10 protein-coding genes are annotated in these 20,771 nt (G+C 64.7%); 9 read left to right on the top strand and 1 reads right to left on the bottom strand.

All coding sequences use genetic code 11. The features are described 5' to 3' along the window. Positions 1-303: 303 nt before the first annotated feature. Positions 304-8,631, top strand: coding sequence for a FecR domain-containing protein (locus tag ACE10W_RS37505; RefSeq protein ID WP_304548969.1), 8,328 nt, complete (start codon positions 304-306; stop codon positions 8,629-8,631). A 124-nt stretch (positions 8,632-8,755) separates the two neighbouring features. Beyond that, positions 8,756-10,987 (top strand): CHASE2 domain-containing protein, encoded by a 2,232-nt coding sequence (locus ACE10W_RS37500; protein ID WP_304548967.1) that lies wholly within the window; start codon positions 8,756-8,758, stop codon positions 10,985-10,987. A 199-nt stretch (positions 10,988-11,186) separates the two neighbouring features. On the opposite strand, the gene ACE10W_RS37495 is transcribed toward ACE10W_RS37500, so the two are convergent. Then, on the bottom strand, positions 11,187-12,782 hold the full coding sequence (locus ACE10W_RS37495; RefSeq protein WP_028173725.1) for an ABC transporter substrate-binding protein: 1,596 nt from the start codon (positions 12,780-12,782) through the stop codon (positions 11,187-11,189). 200 nt (positions 12,783-12,982) lie between these two features. Between ACE10W_RS37495 and ACE10W_RS37490 the strand changes: the two genes are divergently transcribed. The 7 genes from ACE10W_RS37490 (at position 12,983) to ACE10W_RS37460 (ending at position 20,339) form a co-directional block, all read left to right on the top strand. After that, positions 12,983-14,641 (top strand): ABC transporter substrate-binding protein, encoded by a 1,659-nt coding sequence (locus tag ACE10W_RS37490; RefSeq protein WP_304548965.1) that lies wholly within the window; start codon positions 12,983-12,985, stop codon positions 14,639-14,641. 196 nt (positions 14,642-14,837) lie between these two features. Further along, on the top strand, positions 14,838-15,791 hold the full coding sequence (locus ACE10W_RS37485) for an ABC transporter permease (RefSeq protein WP_011090644.1): 954 nt from the start codon (positions 14,838-14,840) through the stop codon (positions 15,789-15,791). Between the two features lie 3 nt (positions 15,792-15,794). Beyond that, positions 15,795-16,697, top strand: a complete 903-nt coding sequence (locus ACE10W_RS37480; RefSeq protein WP_011090643.1) for an ABC transporter permease — start codon at positions 15,795-15,797, stop codon at positions 16,695-16,697. 3 nt (positions 16,698-16,700) lie between these two features. Next, entirely contained in the window at positions 16,701-17,762 is a 1,062-nt protein-coding gene (locus ACE10W_RS37475; RefSeq protein WP_304548962.1) for an ABC transporter ATP-binding protein, read from the top strand. Next, a complete protein-coding gene (locus tag ACE10W_RS37470) occupies positions 17,759-17,956 on the top strand; it encodes a hypothetical protein (protein ID WP_038966122.1) in 198 nt (65 codons plus the stop codon). Before ACE10W_RS37475 ends, ACE10W_RS37470 begins: the two co-directional genes overlap by 4 nt. Then, a complete protein-coding gene (locus ACE10W_RS37465; RefSeq protein ID WP_011090641.1) occupies positions 17,953-19,368 on the top strand; it encodes an Asp-tRNA(Asn)/Glu-tRNA(Gln) amidotransferase GatCAB subunit A in 1,416 nt (471 codons plus the stop codon). The genes ACE10W_RS37470 and ACE10W_RS37465 overlap by 4 nt, the downstream gene beginning before the upstream one ends. Continuing rightward, entirely contained in the window at positions 19,365-20,339 is a 975-nt protein-coding gene (locus tag ACE10W_RS37460; RefSeq protein WP_011090640.1) for an ABC transporter ATP-binding protein, read from the top strand. Before ACE10W_RS37465 ends, ACE10W_RS37460 begins: the two co-directional genes overlap by 4 nt. Positions 20,340-20,771: the final 432 nt, after the last annotated feature.

The following is a 20,771-nucleotide window of genomic DNA, read 5'->3' as shown; positions in this document are numbered from 1 at the left end:
GTATTTCCCGCAGGATGCCCCGGGGTTCCACGAAGAAAAGATGACATGAGTATCTGCCGCTTGATCTATACGGCAGTTTACTTTGGATGACTGAGAATGTGCGAAAACAGGCCGACTTCAACTTCAGAATACTGCAAGGAATACTTTGTCCTCACCATGAGGGCACTGCTCTTCGAGGGCTCCGATCGTCAAGTGACGCGAAATCACACAAGCAATAGATGGTTTCGCTAAGGATTTAGTAATGCTATGCAAGCTTAGGCGGTTGATACTTACTTAAATTTTAACCCTTTTTACGGTGCCCGGTTGAATTACGCTGGCAAATTTGACGCCGCGATCTTCTTGGACGGCCAGGGTTCCCACTCGCCCGCCGATCTCCATGTCGATTCCTTTACCGCCAAGCCCTTCATCGCGAAGGCGCACGGTCACGTGCCTGATGGCGCGTTCGTGGTTCCCGAACCGAACCTGATCTTCAACGGCGAGTTCAAGCGCGCCGGTCTCGACCTCGTGCTGTCCCATGAGGGACACGAGTTCGTCGTTCACGATTATTTCAGGGGCGACAAGCGCGCCGCGATCGCCTCGCCCGATGGCGCCCACCTCACCGGCGACGTCGTCAACGCGCTCACGGGCCATGTGCAATATGCGCAGGCCGCGCCCGGTACTGCCGCAGCCCAGGTCATCGGCCACGTCACCAAACTCTCCGGCAGCGCGACCGCGGTCCGCAACGGCGTTTCGGTCATCCTGAACAACGGCGACAATGTCGAGAAGGGCGACGTGGTCTCGACCGGCGCGGATTCGACGCTCGGTATCACCTTCATCGACGGCACCGTGTTCGGCCTGTCCTCCAATGCGCGGATGGTGCTGAACGAGATGGTCTACGACCCCAACGGGTCGAACAACTCCTCGCTGCTCAGCCTGGTCGCCGGCACCATCACCTTCGTCGCCGGCGAGACCGCCAAGCACGGCGACATGAAGATCGACACGCCGGTCGCCACCATGGGCATCCGCGGCACGGCGGTGCTGACCCAGATCAACTTCGTCGTTCCCGCCGGCGGCGGCGATCCGCAGCCGCAGGCGAGCTTCCAGGTGCTGGTCGAGCCGAACGGCACGACGGGCTCCTACATCCTGTTCGACAAGGTCACGCTGCTGCCGATCGCGACGGTCAATCAGGCCGGCCAGATGATCCAGATCAGCGGCGGCAACGTCTCGATCACCAACGCGCTGATGTCGCCGGACATCCAGAAGCTGATCACGGACGTGTTCACGCTGAAGTTCACCGACAACAACACCAACACCAAGCTGACCACGAACTTCACCGACACGATCACGCAGACCGGCAACATTGTCGTTATCAAGACGGACACCGGTGCCACCGCGACCGCGACCTTCACGAATCCCAATCAGCCGGGTTCGGAGGGGGCGGGCCATAATCCGGCGACCAGCACCCGCATCCCCGGGCCGCCCCTGCGTCAAAGCCTCGATCTCGACGGCAACGTGAAGACGGCGTTCGCGCTGACCGAGCACGCGAACGCGACCGGCGATACGACGCCCGATACGATCTCCGGCCGGATCACCTTCGTCGACCAGAACCTGGGCGATCAGCCGACGGTGAGCATTAGCCTCAGCGACGCGCCGAACTACGTCTACAAGAGCGCCGGCCAGCAGGATGTCACCGGCACGCTCTCTGCGCTCCAGAAGCAGGACATCGCGGCGACGCAGATCGATATCCAGGTCGCCGCCGCCGCCGGCAACAACAATAACGGCTCGGCGGTCTGGACCTATACGATCCCCGACCACGTCTTCGACTTCCTGGCGGCGGGAGAAACGCTGACGCTCACCTACAAGGTCCGCGTCGACAACAATTTCTCGGTCAACCCCGAAGCTTCGTTCATCGACATCACCATCACGATCACCGGCACCAACGACAAGCCGGTGATCACCACCAGCGTTCCGACCATCACCTTCGAAGGCGGCACCAGCAAGCCGGGCGGTCCGCTCACCAGCGATGTGCCGACGTCGGGTACGCTGAGCTTCGACGACGTCGATCTCACCGACAAGCATACGGTGTCGGTGGCGCTGACCAGCGCGACCCTGCCTGATGGCAGCACCGTTCCGCCGGGTCCGCTCGCCGCGTTCCAGAGCGCGATGTCGGTCGCGATCGCGGCGGGTGCCGACAGCACCGGGGACGGCACCGGCACCATCAACTGGTCGCTGGCCGACCTTCCCGTCTACCTCGCCGACTTCATTCCGAAGGGCGAGGTGCTGACGCTGACCTACACCGTGACGCTCACGGATTCGCAGGGCGCCACCTCGCAGCAGACCATCACCGTCACGATCAAGGGCACCGATGCGCCCGCGGTGGTGTGGATCGCGACCGACCACGCGGGCGCGCCTTCCGGCGGTTTCTGGAAGGACGCGGCGAACTGGGAAACCGGCACCGTCCCGACCATCAATGACGACGTCATCGTCATCACCGATCAGCTGCACGGCCTGACGCCGTCCTATCCGGTGACGATCGACGTCGCCGCCTATGCCAGGTCGGTGACGATGAACGATTTCGGCGGCCCGCCGCCGAAACTGATCAACCAGAGCTCGCTGACGATATCGGGCGCGCTCAACATGGGCGCGGACTCGATCCTCACCAACACCGTGACCGGCACGATGTCGGTCGGCGGCAAGGCCAAGATCCTCGACACGAGCGTGCTTACCAATGCCGGCTATCTGACGCTCCAGGGCGGCGGTGATTTCGCCAGCGGCACCACGATCAGCAATTCGGGCACGATCGAGCTGTCGGCCGGCACGTTGAACATACTGGCCACGATCCACAATGCCGGCGGCACGCTGAAGGCCGATGCCGGCACGATGCTGATCGTCGATGCCGCGACGGTCGACGGCGGCACCGTCGCCATCCTGGGCACGCTGGAGCTCGACGGCACCAGCCTGATCGAGCACGGCGCGCTGAACAATTCCGGCACGGTCAACGTCAAGGGTACGGCCGAGTTCGCCCACGAGAGCGTCTCCAACACCTCCACCGGGACGATCAAGGTGCTGGCGAATGGCTGGCTGACCGTCGACCAGGGCTCCAGCGTCACCAACAACGGTGCGGTTACCGTCGATGCCAGCGGCAAGCTGACCGTCAACGGCGCGACGATCAGCGGAGCGGGGCCGGTTATCGGCGGCGGTGACGATGAGGGGGGGCCCGTCCTCAACGCCGGCATCCGCGGCACAGGCGTAATCACCGGCAACGGTGAAATCGACCTGACCGGCAACGCCGTCCTGAGCGACGGCATCCTGAACAACAATGCTGTCCTCAACGTCAGCGGCAGCGGCAATGCGCTGAGCAATGAGGGCGTCACCAATGCCGGCACGATCGAGGTGCTGACGAACGGCGCCCTGGCCATCGACCAGGGCTCGACCGTCAATAATTCGAGCGGCAACGTTATCGTCGATGCCAATGCCGCGTTGACCCTGGACCACGCCACGCTCAGCGGCGGCGCCATCAAGGGCGGCGGCACCATCGACGTCACCGGTGCCAGCAAGATCGACGGCGGTGCCATGCTCAGCGTCACTGCGGTCACCGCGGCTGCCGCGCTGACGCTGGATGGCGTCACCGTGTCCGGGACTGATATCACCGACAATTCCAGCATCGAGCTCGACAACACCGTCAAGCTCAAGGACGGCGCCAGGATCCAGGGCGGAGCGGTCGCCAACACCGGCACGCTCGAGATCGCCGGCGCCGCGACGCTGCTCAACGATATCCTGACCAACACCAGCCATGTCATCAAGATCGACGATGGCCAGACGCTGACGCTGTCCGGTACCGAGATCACCGGCGGCACCATCGACAATTATAGCGGTGCGCAGGGCGGCGCGATCGACGTCACCGGCAACAGCAAGATCGACGGCAACGCAACCCTGAACAAGGGCACGGTCACGGTCGAAAACGGCGTCACACTGACGCTCGACGATGCCACCATTGCGGGAGCCACGATCGGCAATGGCGGCACCGTCAAGGTCGATCCCGGCAAGAAGCTGACCCTGGCGGGTGCGAGCCTGACCGGCGGCGCACTCTCCGTTTCGGGCACGCTGGATTCGTCCGGGGCGACCACGATCACCGATGCTGCCATCACCAGCAACGGCCTGATCGAGGCGGTTGGCGGCCTGCTGACGCTTGCCACGATGACCTCGGCCACCATCGCCAACGCCGGCACGCTTCAGGCCAATGGCGCCGAGCTCGACATCGACCACGAGGCCGTCACCAACACCGGCACGCTGGCCGCGATCAATGGCGGCACGCTGAAGCTGATCGCGATGACGGTGACCAACGGCACCGGCGCGGTTTCGGTCACATCAGGCTCGACGCTCGATCTCGTCGGTGCAGTGATCGATGGCGGCACGTTGACGATCGCGGGGACGCTGGAATCGACCGGCACGAGCGCGATCCACAACGCCGATATCACCAATACCGGCACGATCGCCGTCACCGGCGGCACGCTGACGATCGATCCCGGCGTCCTTCACGCGATCACCAATCACGATCTGATCGAGGTGGTGAACGGCGCCATGCTGAAGCTGATAACCGCCACGGTGGCCAACGCCGGCGGAACGATCTCGATCGACGCCGCGTCAAAACTCTATCTGTCCGACGTTTCGATCAATGGCGGCAGCCTGAGCAATTCTGGCAATCTCTACTGGGTCACCGGTCTCAACACGATCTCGGCGGCGGTCACCAACACCGGCACCATCGAGGTCCAGGCCGGAACGTTGAACCTCTCCGGTGGCCTCAGCGGCGTCGGCGCGGTGATCATCGACAACGGCGCGATGCTCGAGCTCGGCGGTGCGGACGCGCAGACGGTCCTCTTCGCGGGCGGCTCCAACACGCTCAAGCTCGACGATACAAGCCACGCCTTCAGCGGTACCATCAGCGGTCAGGCGTCAACGGGAGGCACCTTCACCATCACCGGTGATGCCAACATTGAGGCATTAAGTGGTGATGCGGTTGACTTCACCGCCTCGGGTGGGTCGCCCGGTAGCCATGGTGACATCATTCTCACGCCCACCGGTGCACTGACCGGTGCGGCCAATGGCGTCGTCGTCACGCAGAATGGCACAGGCGACATCTCGCTGACGGCGACCGGCAACATTACCGGCAGTGCCGGTAACGGCATCACGTTGCGCGACAGCCAAACGGGCTCCGGTGCCATCACGGTCAACAATCTCACCGGCAAGGCGACCGGCTCCGGCGCGAATTCGGTCGGTGTGCTGGTCGAGAACCTGAACACCGCCAACGGCGGCGACATTTCGATCACCCAGCTTGGCGGCGCCGCAGGCGGTGCTTACGGCATCGATGCGCACACCGAGGGTGGCGGCGACATTACCATCGACGCCGGCGGCACCATCACGGGGAGCTCGATCTACGGCGTCCGTTCGCGCAGCTATGGCTCGGGCAGCACGACCGTCAGGACGGAGGCCGGCAGCGTCGTCACGTCGGGAAGCTCCGGCGTTGTCGCAGTCAATCGCGCGAGCACGCTCCTGGCCTCGGATCACAGCTCGATCACCGTCACCAACTACGGCACCGTCAACTCTGGTGCGAGCCTCAATCTGAGCGGCAACGCGCCGGCTGGCCTCGAGGCCGGCTATCTCGGCGCGACGACTGGCTTTGGCGCCAACGCCAACGTCTACGGCAACGTCGTCGTCAACAACTACGGCAATGTCACCGCCGCGGGCGGCTACGGCATCCACGCCTACAATTACGGCAATGGCGACGTCACGGTGAACGACGGCGCCGGCACCGCCGTCATCGGTGCCGAGATAGGCATCCGCGCCCAGGCGCTGAACGGCGGTAGCGGCAACGTGACCGTCACGCTCGCTGCCAATGCCTCGGTGAAGGGCACGACCAGCTACGGCATTCTCGCCTATAGCATCGACCAGGGCGACATCAGCGTTACCCTGGCGAGCGGCGATAGCGTCATCTCGGGCAGCTCCGGCATCGTGGCGGTCAACTACGCTGCGGCGATCGCAAGCGGCGTACACAGCACGATCTCAGTCGTGGCGCACGGCACCATCCATTCCGGCTCGGCGTTGAACGGCGATACCACCACGCCGGGCGCAATCATCGCGGGCTACAAGCCGGGTGGCAGCGGCGTCTTCTCGAACGCCGTCAGCGGCGACGTCACCGTCACCAGCGATGCGACCATCATCGCGGATGCCGGCTACGGCATCGAGGCGTTCACCTGGGGCGTCGGCAAGGTCACGGTCACGACCGGCGCGGGCTCGTCGATCACCGCGGCGGGCACCGCGATCGGTGTCTTCGATCATGGGGGCGGTGACGTCAGCGTCACCAACAACGGCTCCGCCACCGGCGCGGTCGGCCTGTCCGCTTTTGCCGCGGGCGCAGGCGCTGTCACCATTGTCAATAACGGCCATATCACCGGCACCAGCAGCGTCGGCATCAGTGTCAATCAGAACGCCGTCGCTCCGGGCGATCCGGCCGCGACTGGCTCGACGCACATCACCAACACCGGCTCGGTCGTGGGCGCGACCGGCCATGCGGCGATCTTCATCCAGGAGAACGCGAACGGCCTCGCGACGATCGACAATTCCGGCACGATCGGGCCGGCCGTCGCCTCCACCGTGACCTCCGCAACTTATGCGATCGTCGAGACCGGCGGCGCCGTCATCATCAACAACACCGGCCACATCAACGGCAACATCTCGGTCGCGAGCGCGACCTTTAACAACAATGCAGGCGGCATCTGGACCGTCGGCGGCAGCAGCGTCTTCGGCAACGTGTCCTCGATCGTCAACGCCGGCGAAATCGATCTGCTCAATGGCGCCTCGATTTCGGTGAACGGAACCGGCATCAGCAATTCCGGCGACATCGACAGCTGGGGCGCGGCGTCGATCACGGGCACCATCGTCAACAGCCATCTCATCGAGGTCCACACCGGAACGCTGACGCTGTTCGGCTCGCTGACCGGCGCAGGCTCGGTCACGATCGACGCCAATGCGACGCTCGAGATCAAGAACCTGGTGTCGCAGACCGTCACCTTCGCCGGCGCCGGCGGCGAGCTCGAGATCGACACGACGACCTTCGGCGGTTCGATCGCCGGCTTCGCCGCCAACGAGAAGATCGACCTGTCGACCATCACCTGGGACGGCGGGACCACGGCGACCTATGACGCCCTCTCCGGCAATCTCGTCGTGAGCGATACGCATAACCACAGCATCACGCTCAAGCTCATCGGCAGCTACAGCGACACGCATTTCATCACGAGCAGCGACGGAAACGGCGGCACCATCGTCGAGATCGCCCCGGTCGATGAATGGACCAATCCTGCCGGCGGCGACTGGAACACGGCGTCGAACTGGAGCCTGGGCGTGCCGGCGGCCAGCTACGACGTGAAGCTGCTCGCCGGAGGCGAACCCTGCACCGTCGACAGCGCGGCCAACGTCACGATCCACGACCTCACCGTCGCCTCCGGCGTGACACTGCTGACCGAGCCCGGCACCGTGTTCGCGGTGAAGGGCGACGTCGTCGACAATGGCCTGATCGAGGCCGGTCCGTTCTTCGGGAACAACGTTTCGACGATCGACATCAAGGGCAATGTCAGCGGCACCGGAGCGATCGAGATTTCCAACAAGGCCGTCGTGGAGATCGAGGGCTCCGTGTCGGGGATCGTCGTCTACTACGACAACGGCCTGGGCACCCTTGTCCTGGACCATGCCAAGGATTTCCACGGGCTCATCTCGGGCTCTCCGGCCGGAGCTCCGCTCTCGTCCGGCAATCTGATCGACATGAAGGATCTCGCCTGGACGTCCTCGATGTCGGCGCAAGCCCAGTACAATTCGGACACCAACATCACGACCGTCGACTTCTACAACGGCGCGACCACCGTCACCCTGTCGTTCCTCGGCAAGGACCTGAATTGGACCCTTCAGAGCGACGGTCATGGCGGCACCACCGTTTATGATCCGCCCGCCGACACGCCCATGACGATCGAGACCGGCGCGGTGCTGAACCTCAGCGAGGCTTCCGCACAGAGCGTGACCTTCGCCAACGGGACCGGAACCACCGGCACCTTCGCGATCGAACACGCCGCCGATTTCACCGGCGTCATCAACGGCTTTGCGGGCGACGGCACGGCCGCCAATTCGGATCTCCTCGACCTCAAGGACATCGGCTTCGCGAGCCTGACCGGGGTGACCTACACCGAAAACGCCGACCATCTGGGCGGCGTGCTGACGCTGTCCGACGGGACCGACACCGCGACCATCAAGTTTGCCGGGAGCTACAGCATCGACAGCTTCCATTTCGCCAACGACGGCAACGGCGGCACGCTGGTCGTCGATCCGCCCACGGGACCCACCCTGGTCGGAACCGACGGGCAGGACCAGTTCTCCTTTACGAATTCGACGCTTCCGGTTCAGAGCACGATCGTCGATTTCGAGCTGGGCCAGGACAAGATCGACCTGCAGAAGTTTGCCAACATCCACTCCTTCAGCGATCTCGGCATCACGCAACAGGGAGCCGACACGCTGGTCACGCTCGACGATCACCAGTCGATCCGCCTGAAGAATCTCGTGGCGAGCAGCCTGCATGCCGGTGATTTCATCGTCGCGAACCATGCCTGACGGTCATTCCCCCGGTTCGGCTACGGCGCCTCGTTCGCGGCGGATTCCGGTATCAAAGATGTAGCTGATTGCGTATTGTCGCCCGAACATCGGACGAAGAAGAGCTGCGGGAAATTCAGGCGATATGAAACGTCTCAAGATCCTCCGGCGGTGGTTTGCGCGGAAGCTTGGCCTTGCGCGGCTGATGTGCCTGGCGCTGCTGGTCGTCTTCGCCGGCGCCCGGCTCTGGGATCCGCCGCCGATCCAGGAATTGCGGCTGCGCACCTTCGACATGTTTCAGCTGATCGATCCGCGCCACAAGACGGCGCGGCCGGTCACCATCGTCGACATCGACGACAAGAGCCTCGCCAGGCTCGGGCAGTGGCCGTGGCCGCGGACGCGGATCGCCGATTTGATCCAGAACCTCACCAGCAACGGCGCGGTCGCGATCGGTTTCGACGTGGTGTTCTCGGAAGCCGACCGGCTCAACCCGGATCTGGTCGCGAGCCAGATGCGCTATCTGGACGATGCCACCCGCGCCAAGCTGCGCGAGCTGCCGACCAATGACCAGATCCTTGCCGATGCTATCAAGCGCTCGCGCGTGGTGCTGGGCGAGACCGGGCAGCGGGCGATCTCGTCGGAGATCGACAAGGAGCTCCCCTTCACCGGCGTCGCGACGGTCGGCGAGGACGGTGCCGAACGCTTTCTGTTCGAATTCCCGGGCCTGCTGCGCAACGTGCCCGTCATCGAGAAGGTTGCGGCGGGCCGTGGCCTGTTTTCGATCAAGACCGAGCGCGACGGATTGATCCGCCGCGTGCCGATGATCATGCGCGCGCAGGGCATGGTCATGCCCTCGCTCAGCCTCGAGATCCTGCGCGTCATCACGGGAACGCCGACGCTGCTGGTCCGGACCGACAAGACCGGCGTGCGGGGCGTGCGCCTCAAGGGCGTCGAGATACCGACCGACAGAAACGGCCAGCTCTGGGTGCATTACGCTCGCCAGGATCCCTCGATCTACGTCTCGGCGGCCGACGTGCTCGACAACACCGTGCCGCCCGCCAAGATCGCCGGCAAGCTGGTGCTGGTCGGCACCTCCGCGGTCGGGCTCAACGACATCAAGACCACGCCGGTGTCCTCGACCATGCCGGGCGTCGAGATTCATGCCCAGGTGCTGGAGAGCGTGCTGAGCGGCGCGGTGATCTCCCAGCCGAACTACGCGCTCGGCGTCGAATTGATCGCCGCGCTTGTCATCGGCCTGCTCGTCATCATCTTCACGCCGAACCTCGGCCCGGTACGCCTCGTGCTTGCGGGCGCGATGTTCGCCGCCATCCTGGTCGGCGTGTCCTGGTTCTTCTACGCGCAGTACCGCTACCTCATCGACTTCACCTACCCGCTGCTGTCGACCACCGCGATCTACCTGACGCTGATCTTCGCCAGCTTCGTGCGCGAGCAGCGCCAGCGCGTGCAGATCCGAGGCATGTTCGCGCAGTACATGTCGCCAGTTCTGGTCGAACAGCTGGCGCAGTCGCCGGAAAAGCTCGTGCTCGGCGGCGAGGAGCGCGAGATGACGATCATGTTCTCCGACGTGCGCGGCTTCACCACGATCTCGGAGAGCTACAAGCACGATCCGCAAGGTCTCATCACGCTGATGAACCGCTTCCTGACGCCGCTGACCGACGTGATCATCGATCAGAAGGGCTATATCGACAAGTACATGGGCGACGCCATCATGGCGTTCTGGAACGCGCCGCTCGACGATGCCGAGCACGAGGTCAATGCCTGCGAGGCCGCGATCCAGATGCTGGAGCGGATCGACGCGGTCAACAAGGAGCGCGAGGAGGAAGCCGCCGACGGCGGCCACGTCTACATCCCGCTCAATGTCGGCATCGGCCTCAACACCGGCATCGGCGTGGTCGGCAACATGGGCTCCGACCTGAAGAAGAACTATTCGGTGCTCGGCGACAGCGTGAACCTGGCCTCGCGCCTGGAGGGACAGTCGAAGGAATACGGTTTCCCGATCATCGTCGGCTCCAGGACCGCGCTCGCCGCCAAGGACAAGTTCGCGATCCTCGAGCTCGACTTCATCATGGTCAAGGGCAAGACCGAGCCGGAGGTGATCTACGCCGTCGCCGGCCGCGAGGACGTGCTGCATTCAGGCTCCTTCCAGCGCCTGCGCAACGTCACCATCGAGATGCTCGGCTGCTACCGCAACCGCGACTGGCAGGGCGCGCTGGACGCCATCGAGCGCGGCCGTCGCAGCGAGGACGCCGACACGCTGGAAAAGCTGTTCAAGCTTTATGAAATCCGCATCAAGGAATTCCAGCTCAATCCGCCGGCGGAAGGCTGGAACGGGGCATACGCGCTGCTGACGAAGTAGGGGGCACACATTCGCTGTCGTCCCGGACAAGCGCGCCTCAAGCGCGCGCCGATCCGGGACTCATAATCCCAGGGAGGAGTTGCGGCGCGAGATCGGCAACCGCGAGTCTTCGCCAAACATCTCCCTGTGGCTATGGGGCCCCGGGTCTGCGCTGACGCTTGCCCGGGACGACAGGGGTGTTTGACGCGGTAGATTGCCCTCACTCCACCCCGATCGTGGTCAGGTCCTGGAACCAGTGCTGTGCCTGGACGAACTGCTTGATCTTCGGCGACAGCGCATGCGGGTTGGTGTCGTGGACGACCCACACCAGCGCGGCATCGTCGACGATCAGTGCATGTGCCTGGGCCAAGAGCTCGTCCTGCTTGGCGCTGTCGAAGGTCTGCTTGGCCTCGTCGATCAGCGCGTCGACCTTCGGGTTCTTGTAGCCGCCCCAGTTGACGCCGACCGGCGCGATCTGGCCGGAATGGAAGAAGCGGACGATGGCGTAGAGCGGGTCGGAGGTGACATAGGCGATGTTGTTGGCGGTGATGCCGGCGTTCATCTCGTCGGCCGCGCCCTTGCGCCAATGCGTGTAGAGCGTCTCGAGCTCGACGACCTTGAAGTCGATGTCGATGCCGATCTCCTTGAAGCTCTGCTGCAAGAACTCGTTCATCGGCAGCGACAGCATCTGGCCGGTGCCGCCCTGCGCGATGATGAAGGTGGTCTTCAGCGGCTTGGCCTTGGAGTAGCCGGCTTCCTCGACCAGCTTCTTCGCTGCCGCAAGGTCGTATTTCAGCTCGAAGGTCGGCTTGCCGAACCACGGGCTCGACGGATCGACCTGGCCCTTGGCGGGTTTTGCCAGGCCGTTCATCAGGCCCACGACCGCCTCACGATCGATCGCAAGGTTCAGCGCCTTGCGCAGGCGGATATCGGTCCAGGGCGAGCCCGGCAGCACGCTGAGATGATAATTCCAGACATGCGGTGTGACGTTGTCGACGAGCTTCATGCCGGCCGCCTTCAACTGCGGCACGGCGTCCGGCGCCGGCGTCTCGATCAGGTCAACTTGCCCGGCGAGCAGCGCGTTGGTGCGCGTCAGCGCTTCGGGCATCGGCACCAGCACCAGCTTGTCGACCTTGGGGATGCGCTTCTTGTTCCAGTAGTCCGGATTCTTGGTCAGCTCCGCAAGCTCGCGCGGCACCAGCTTGGTCAATTTGAACGGGCCGGTGCCGGAGGGCTCGCTGGCGAACTTGTCCCAGTCCTTGCCGAGCTTCTCGTACTGCGCCGGGCTCGAGACCAGGAACCACAGCATCTGATACGGAAAGAAGGAATCGACCGTCTTGGTGGTGATCTCCACCGTGGAATCGTCGATCTTGGCGTAGCTCGCGACGGACGGCAGGCGGGTCTTCACCTGCGCGCTCTGCCGCTTGTCGAATTGCGGCGCCTTGTCGTTGAGCACCTTGTCGAGATTCCAGATCACGGCATCGGCGTTGAACTCGCTGCCGTCGTGAAACTTCACACCCTTGCGCAGCGTGAAGCGCCATTTGGTCTTGTCGGCATCGTCCACCTTCCATTCGGTCGCGAGGCCCGGCACCAGCTTGCCGGGACGATCGGCGACGTCCATCTCCCAGGCGACGAGCGGATCGTAGATCGTGTAGGCCGTGAACTGATAGGCGCCGGCGCCGCGATCGGGCTGGCCGGTCGTCAGCGGAATGTCCGCCATCGAGATGCCGTAGCGCACCACCGTTTCGGCGCGCGCCGAGATCGCGGAAATCGCCAGCGCAAGCACGGCGAAACAGGTCGTTAGTCGGATACGCATGGCCCAAAGCTCCCAGGAGATTTCGGGGCCAAACTTGCAATCTTGATGCCAGAATAGGCAGCGACGTGCCTCCGCAGACGTGCGATCACAAAGACTTGTCGTCGCAGGGGCAATTTGCAGAAAAAGTTTCCTCATTGGCACAGCCATTGCATACGATTGCATCAAAATTAGTCACTGAAAGCCGGAAGAGGACTGAGACGATGCTGATCAAGAACAACAAGACCCGCGCGGCGCTGATCGCGTTGCTGGCGCTCGGCAGTGCCGCCGCATGGCCGCGTGTGGCCAGCGCGGAAACGGTGCTGCGCATCGGCATGACCGCTGCCGATATTCCGCGCACGCTGGGCCAGCCCGATCAGGGCTTTGAAGGCAACCGCTTCACCGGCCTCACCATGTATGACGCGCTGACCGGCTGGGACCTGTCCTCCGCCGATAAGCCGAGCGTGGTGATCCCCGGCCTTGCGACCGAGTGGAAGGTCGACGATGCCGACAAGACCAAATGGACCTTCAAGCTGCGCCCCGGCGTCACCTTCCATGATGGCTCGCCGTTCAATGCGGACGCCGTGGTGTGGAACGTCGAGAAGGTGCTGAAGCAGGATGCGCCGCAGTTCGACGCCAGCCAGGTCGGCGTCACCGCCTCCCGCATGCCGACGCTGGCTTCCGCGAAGAAGATCGACGACATGACGGTCGAGCTCACCACCAAGGAGCCCGACAGCTTCCTGCCGATCAATCTCACCAACCTCTTCATGGCGAGCCCGGCGAAGTGGCAGCATTTCTATGACAAGGCGGAAGGCGCCGACGCCAAGGCCAAGTCTCAGGCCGCCTGGACTGCCTTTGCCAAGGACGCCGCGGGCACCGGCCCGTGGAAGATGGCGAGCTTCACCCCGCGTGAGCGGCTCGAGCTGGTCAAGAACGCGAGCTATTGGGACAAGGCGCGCGTGCCCAAGGTCGACAAGATGGTGCTGTTGCCGATGCCGGAGGCGAACGCCCGCACCGCGGCGCTGCTCTCCGGACAGGTCGATTGGGTCGAGGCCCCGGCGCCGGATGCGCTGCCTGAGCTCAAGCAGCGCGGCTTCAAGCTCTATGCGAACGAGCAGCCGCATGTCTGGCCCTGGCAGTTCTCGCGCGTCGAAGGCTCGCCCTGGAACGACATCCGCGTGCGCAAGGCCGCGAACCTCTGCGTCGATCGCGAAGGCCTCAAGGACGGCCTGCTCGCCGGCCTGATGGTGCCTGCGACCGGCACCTTCGAGCCCGGCCATCCCTGGCGCGGCAAGCCGGCTTTCGAGATCAAGTACGACAAGGCGGCCGCGCAGAAGCTGATGCAGGAGGCCGGCTTCGGCCCGAACAAGAAGCTCGAGGTGAAGATCCAGACCTCGGCCTCCGGCTCGGGCCAGATGCAGCCGCTGCCGATGAACGAATATCTCCAGCAGGCGCTCGCCGAATGCTATTTCGACGTGAAGCTCGACGTCATCGAGTGGAACACGTTGTTCACCAACTGGCGCCGCGGCGCCAAGGATCCCTCGGCCAACGGCTCGAACGCGACCAACGTCACTTATGCGGCGATGGACCCGTTCTTCGCGCTGGTGCGCTTCCTGCAATCGGGCATGGCGCCGCCGGTCTCGAACAATTGGGGCTTCATCAACAATCCCAAGTTCGACGAGCTGGTGAAGAAGGCGCGCCAGACCTTCGATCCCGCCGCGCGTGACGCCGCGCTCGCCGAGCTGCACGCGGCCTCCGTCGACGACGCGGCCTTCCTCTACGTCGCCCACGACGTCGGCCCCCGCGCCATCAGCCCGAAGGTCACAGGCGTCGTGCAGCCGAAGAGCTGGTTCATCGACTTCTCGCTGGTGTCGATGCAGTAGTTCGCGCCACACGCACGCTGTACCCTCTCCCCTTGTGGGAGAGGGTGGCTTCGCGATAGCGAAGCCGGGTGAGGGGTCTCTCTCCGCGAGTGACCCTCTCTCTCATTCGATAATGCTGTAACCGCGGATAGAACCCCTCATCCGGCGCTTCGCGCCACCTTCTCCCACAAGGGGAGAAGGGAAGAAAGAATCCGACGTGCTCGCCTATACCGCCAGACGCATCGTCTATGTCGTCCCGATCGTCATCAGCGTCGCGCTGGTGTGCTTTCTGCTCGTGCACATCACGCCGGGCGATCCGCTCGTCGCCGTGCTGCCGGCCGACGCTTCGCAGGAGCTCGCGGCGCAGCTGCGCGCCGCCTACGGCTTCGACCGGCCGCTGCCGGTGCAGTTCGGGCTTTGGCTGCTCCGTGCCCTTCATGGCGATCTCGGCAATTCCATCGCGACGGGGCGCCCCGTGCTCGCCGAGGTCATGCGCGCGGTCGGCAACACCGTCACGCTCGCGATTGCCGCCGCCATCATCGGCTTCACCATGGGCATCCTGCTCGGCCTGATCGCGGGCTATTTCCGCGAGACCTGGATCGACAAGGTCGCGACCTCCTTTGCCATCGCCGGCGTCTCGGTGCCGCATTACTGGCTCGGCATGGTGCTGGTCATCATCTTCTCGGTGCAGCTGAACTGGCTGCCCGCGGTCGGCGCCGGACCGAACGGCTCCAACTCCTGGGCGTGGGACTGGGCGCACCTGAAATATCTCGTGCTGCCGGCGATCACCACGTCGGTGATTCCGATGGGCATCGTCACCCGCACCGTGCGCGCGCTGACCGGCGACATCCTCAGCCAGGACTTCGTCGAGGCCCTGCGCGCAAAAGGCCTGCACGAAACCGGCGTGTTCCGTCACGTCATCAAGAACGCCGCGCCCACCGCGCTCGCGGTGATGGGGCTTCAGCTCGGCTACATGCTCGGCGGCTCGATCCTGATCGAGACCGTGTTCTCCTGGCCGGGCTCGGGCTTCCTGCTCAACTCGGCGATCTTCCAGCGCGACCTGCCGCTGCTTCAGGGTACGATCCTGATCCTCGCGCTGTTCTTCGTCTTCCTCAATCTGCTGGTCGATATCGCGCAAGCCGCGATCGATCCGCGCATCAAGCGGGGCTAGCCGATGAGCGAGCTTCCGTTGTCTGCCACTGCCGACGCCGCGCTGCAGGCCGCGCCCGCCACCAAGGCGCGCGGCTATTGGGCCACCGTCGGCCGCCGCATCGTGCGCGACAAGGTCAGCATGGCCTGCGCGCTGGTGCTGCTGCTGATCTTCCTGTCCGCGATCCTGGCGCCGTGGCTCGGCCTGGAAGACCCCTACAAGGGCTCGATGATCCGCCGCCTTCGGCATATCGGCACGGTCGGCTACCCGCTCGGCACCGACGAGCTCGGCCGCGACATGCTGGCGCGGCTGATCTATGGCGGACGCCTGTCGCTTGTCATCGGCATCCTGCCCGTGATCCTTGCCTTCTGCATCGGCACCTCGCTTGGCATCATTGCCGGCTATGTCGGCGGTAAGCTCAACACCGCGATCATGCGCACCGTGGACGTGTTCTACGCTTTCCCGTCGGTGCTGCTCGCGATCGCGATCTCCGGCGCGCTCGGCGCCGGCATCCTCAACTCCATCGTGGCATTGACCATCGTGTTCGTGCCGCAGATCACCCGCGTCGCCGAGAGCGTCACCACCGGCGTGCGCAACATGGATTTCGTCGAGGCCGCGCGCGCCTCCGGTGCCGGAGCCTTCACCATCATGCGCGTGCACATCCTCGGCAACGTGCTGGGCGCGATCTTTGTCTATGCCACCAGCCTGATCTCGGTCTCGATGATCCTGGCCGCCGGCCTCTCCTTCCTTGGCCTCGGCACCAAGCCGCCGGAACCGGAATGGGGGCTGATGCTGAACACGCTGCGCACCGCGATCTACGTCAATCCCTGGGTCGCCGCGCTTCCCGGCGCGATGATCTTCGCGGTCTCGATCTGCTTCAACCTTCTCTCGGACGGCCTGCGCAGCGCCATGGACATCAGGAACTAGGCCATGAGCGAAACCAACGCTTCCGTCGCCATGCTAGAGCCGATTGAAGATCTTGGCGGCGTCGCGCAGCCGCTGCTCCAGGTCAACGGCCTGACCAAGCATTTCCCCGTCCGCGGCGGGTTGTTCGCCGCGAAACGCACCGTGCGCGCGGTGGACAATGTCTCCTTCTCCGTCGCCAAGGGCGAGACCGTCGGCATCGTCGGCGAATCCGGCTGCGGCAAGTCCACCACCGCGCGCCTGCTGATGCATCTGATGCCGCGCGATACCGGCGACATCATCTATGACGGCATGACCGTCGGCCAGGCGCTGTCGCTGCGCGAGCTGCGCCGCGGCATGCAGATGGTGTTCCAGGACTCCTATGCCTCGCTCAATCCGCGCCTCACGATCGAGGAATCCATCGCCTTCGGCCCGAAAGTCCACGGCATGGCCGATGGCACGGCGCGGGCGCTGGCGCGCGAGCTGCTCGGCAAGGTCGGCCTGCGCCCGGAAAACTTCGCCAACCGCTATCCGCACGAGATCTCCGGCGGCCAGCGCCAGCGCGTCAACATCGCGCGGGCGCTGGCGTTGTCGCCGCGTCTGGTGATTTTGGACGAAGCCGTCTCCGCACTCGACAAATCCGTCGAGGCGCAGGTGCTCAACCTCTTGGCCGATCTCAAGCGCGAGTTCGGCCTGACCTATCTCTTCATCAGCCACGATCTCAACGTCGTGCGTTACATCAGCGATCGTGTGCTGGTGATGTATCTCGGCGAGGTCGTCGAGCTCGGCCCGGTCGACCAGGTCTGGGACCAGCCGGCGCATCCCTATACGCGCGCGCTGCTGGCGGCGATGCCGTCCTCCGATCCTGACAAGCGCACCGAAAAGCCGCCGATCACCGGCGATCCGCCCAATCCGATCGATCCGCCGTCGGGCTGCCGCTTCCACACGCGCTGCGCATTTGCGGAGCCGCTCTGCGCAAATGCAGCGCCAAAGCTCACCGCGGTCGATACAATGGGCCACGAGGCCGCGTGCTACATGGCCATTCCGGGGTCAGGCCATAGCCGCGCGCCCGCAGGGGAAATCGCATGACGAGACCGACACCAAAAGAGATCAAGCCGATCGCGCTAGTTGCCGGCGTTCCCGTGGATGACGAGATCGCAACACGCATCTCCAACTCCATCGGGCCGGCCTTCGAAGGCTTTGCCGCCATCGCCGGCACGCTGCCGTTCGACCTCGAGCCGGCTTCTTACGTGCTCGCGCAGACGGCGAAGGTGTCGAAATGAGCACCGAACCGGCATTGATGACGCTCACCGAGGTCGCGCGTGCGATCGCGATGAAGCAGGTGTCCTCGCATGAGGTGACGCGCGCGCTGCTGCACCGCATCGCGCAGTGGCAGCCGCATCTCAACGCCTTCATGTCGATCGAGGCGGAGGCGGCGCTGAAAGCAGCCGAGGCCGCCGATGCCGAGCTGGCCAAGGGCGAAGTGCGCGGTCCGCTGCATGGCGTGCCGCTCGCGCACAAGGACATGTATTACGATGCCGGCAAGGTCTCGACCTGCGGCTCGCTGATCCGCCGCGATTTCGTTGCGACGACGACCTCCACCGCCTTGCAGCGGCTGAAGGATGCGGGCCAGGTCCGGCTCGGCACGCTGCATCTCGCCGAATTCGCCTATGGACCGACCGGCCACAACGCCCATTACGGTCCGGTGCGCAATCCCTGGAACGTCGCGCATATCACCGGCGGCTCGTCGTCGGGCTCCGGCTCGGCGGTCGCCGCGCGGCTGACCTTTGCGGCGCTGGGCTCCGATACCGGCGGTTCAATCCGCATGCCCGCACATTTCTGCGGCGTCACCGGCCTCAAGACCACCTGGAGCCGCGTCAGCCGCGCCGGCGCGATGCCGCTGTCGCAATCGCTCGACACGGTCGGGCCGCTCGCCCGCACCGCCGAGGACTGCGCGCTGCTGCTGGCGCTAATGGCCGGTCCCGATCCCGAGGATTCGACCGCGAGCCATGAGCCGCTGTCCGACTATGTCGGCGCGACCAAGGGTTCGCTGAAAGGCCTCAAGATCGGCGTGCCCGCGTCGTTCTACGTCGACGATCTCGACAGCGAGGTCGCGCGCGTGCTGGACGAGACCATCGCGGTGCTCAAGCGCGAGGGCGCCGACATCGTCAAGGTCGAGCTGCCGGACCAGCGGCAATTGTCTTCGGCGAGCCAGCTCGTGCTCGCGGCGGAAGCCGCCGCCTTCCACAAGCGCTGGATGATCGAGCGTCCGCAGGATTATGGACCGCAGGTCTTGATGCGGCTGCAGAACGGTCTCGCCGTTCCCGCCATCACCTATCTCGAAGCGATGCGCTGGCGCGGTCCCGCGCTTGCCGCCCACAACGCCGCGACCGCTGGTGTCGACGCGATCATCGCGCCGGCCTCGCCGGTGCCGGCGCCGACCATCGAGGAGAGCGATGTCGGCGGCGGCCCGAATGCGCCGGCCATGGTGCAGCGGCTGACGCTGTTCACCCGCCCGGTGAATTTTCTCGGCCTGCCGTCGCTGACCGTACCGTCCGGCTTCACCAAAAGCGGGCTGCCTGTTGGCATGCAGTTGATCGGCCGCTCCTTCGATGAAGCGACCCTGCTCACCATCGGCGCGGCGTTCCAGCGCGTCACCGACTATCACGACCGGGTACCCAAACTGCCGTCATGACAAAGCTCGTCGAGATCTCAGGCCTCAACATCCGCTTCACCGGGGAGCGCACGGTCTATGCCGTGAACGATCTCAGCCTCTCGCTGGGAGACGGCGAGGTGCTGGGCCTGCTCGGCGAATCCGGTTCCGGCAAGAGCGTGACCCTGCGTGCGCTGATGCGGCTGCTGCCGAAGAAGCGCACGCAGATCACGGGCAAGGTCAACGTGATGGGCCGCGACGTGCTCGCGATGAACGACGAGGAGCTCTCGTCGTTCCGCGGCCAGACCGTCTCGATGATCTTTCAGGAGCCGGCGCTCGCGCTCGATCCGGTCTACACCATCGGCGCGCAGATCGCCGAAAGCGTGGTGCGCCACGAAGGCAAGTCTTATGCGGAGGGCAGGGCACGCGCGCTCGAAATGCTCGAGGTCGTGCGCATTCCTTCCGCAAAACGGCGGCTCGATGCCTATCCGCACGAAATGTCCGGCGGCATGCGTCAGCGCGCGATGATCGCGCTGGCGCTCGCCTGCCGGCCAAAAATCCTGCTCGCGGACGAGCCGACCACCGCGCTCGATGCCACCGTGCAGATCCAGATCCTGCTGCTGCTGCGCGAGCTGCAGCGCGAGTTCGGCATGTCCGTCATCTTCGTCACCCACGACATCGGCGTCGCCATCGAGATCTGCGACCGCGTCGCGGTGATGTATGCCGGCCAGATCGTGGAGCAGGGAACCTTGCGCGACATCGTCCGCACGCCGGTGCACCCCTATGCCAAGGGCCTGCTCGCCTCCACAATCCACGGCGCCAAGCGGGGGCAGCGCCTCGAAACCATCCCCGGCACCCCGCCGTCGCTGGCCGAAAAGCCCCATAATTGCTCCTTCGCCCCCCGCTGCGCCGCCGCCCAGCCGCGCTGCCTGGAGCAACTGCCTGCGAATGTGGAGGTGGGACCGGGCCGGGCGGCAAGGTGCGTGCTGGCGGAGCCGGTGACGGCGTCGTAGCGCTGGGGAGCTGTCGCTCCCGGGACGGTGCGCTGCCTCGCCCCGCGCTTGCGGGGAGAGGGTTGGGGTGAGGGGCCTCTCTCCGCGCATGACCATGTCGAGAGACCTGTACCCCCTCACCCGGATCGCATCTTGCGATGCGATCCGACCTCTCCCCGCAAGCGGGGAGAGGTGAAAAGCCGCCCGCGCCCGCGGCTACCCCTCTCCCTGCCCCTCGCCCGCAAGGGGGAGGGAATGAGAGAGTTTGCGTCCCTCACTTTCCAAACGCGCGTTACTTCAGAATTCCTCTACGGCAACACCGGCTTGTCACAATTCACCGAGCGCGCTCGGCCAAGGTCCGTTCTACTGTGCATGGGGTTGTTTTCGAGTTTTTTGTTTAGACGCCCCACCGAGGGCGAGCCGACCAGCATTCAGACCCCATTCATCCCGGTT

Origin of the sequence: Bradyrhizobium sp. B025, from assembly GCF_042257955.1 — a bacterium.
Lineage (GTDB): Bacteria > Pseudomonadota > Alphaproteobacteria > Rhizobiales > Xanthobacteraceae > Bradyrhizobium > Bradyrhizobium diazoefficiens.
Note: the sequence above shows the minus strand (reverse complement) of the source record. Positions and strands in the feature narration are given on the sequence as shown.

Bases quoted from the DNA above. Each gene is read 5' to 3' on its own strand.
- ACE10W_RS37500 (WP_304548967.1), top strand. From the start codon at position 8,756: ATGAAACGTCTCAAGATCCTCCGGCGGTGGTTTGCGCGGAAGCTTGGC.
- ACE10W_RS37495 (WP_028173725.1), bottom strand. From the start codon at position 12,782: ATGCGTATCCGACTAACGACCTGTTTCGCCGTGCTTGCGCTGGCGATT.
- ACE10W_RS37490 (WP_304548965.1), top strand. From the start codon at position 12,983: ATGCTGATCAAGAACAACAAGACCCGCGCGGCGCTGATCGCGTTGCTG.
- ACE10W_RS37480 (WP_011090643.1), top strand. From the start codon at position 15,795: ATGAGCGAGCTTCCGTTGTCTGCCACTGCCGACGCCGCGCTGCAGGCC.
- ACE10W_RS37475 (WP_304548962.1), top strand. From the start codon at position 16,701: ATGAGCGAAACCAACGCTTCCGTCGCCATGCTAGAGCCGATTGAAGAT.
- ACE10W_RS37470 (WP_038966122.1), top strand. From the start codon at position 17,759: ATGACGAGACCGACACCAAAAGAGATCAAGCCGATCGCGCTAGTTGCC.
- ACE10W_RS37465 (WP_011090641.1), top strand. From the start codon at position 17,953: ATGAGCACCGAACCGGCATTGATGACGCTCACCGAGGTCGCGCGTGCG.
- ACE10W_RS37460 (WP_011090640.1), top strand. From the start codon at position 19,365: ATGACAAAGCTCGTCGAGATCTCAGGCCTCAACATCCGCTTCACCGGG.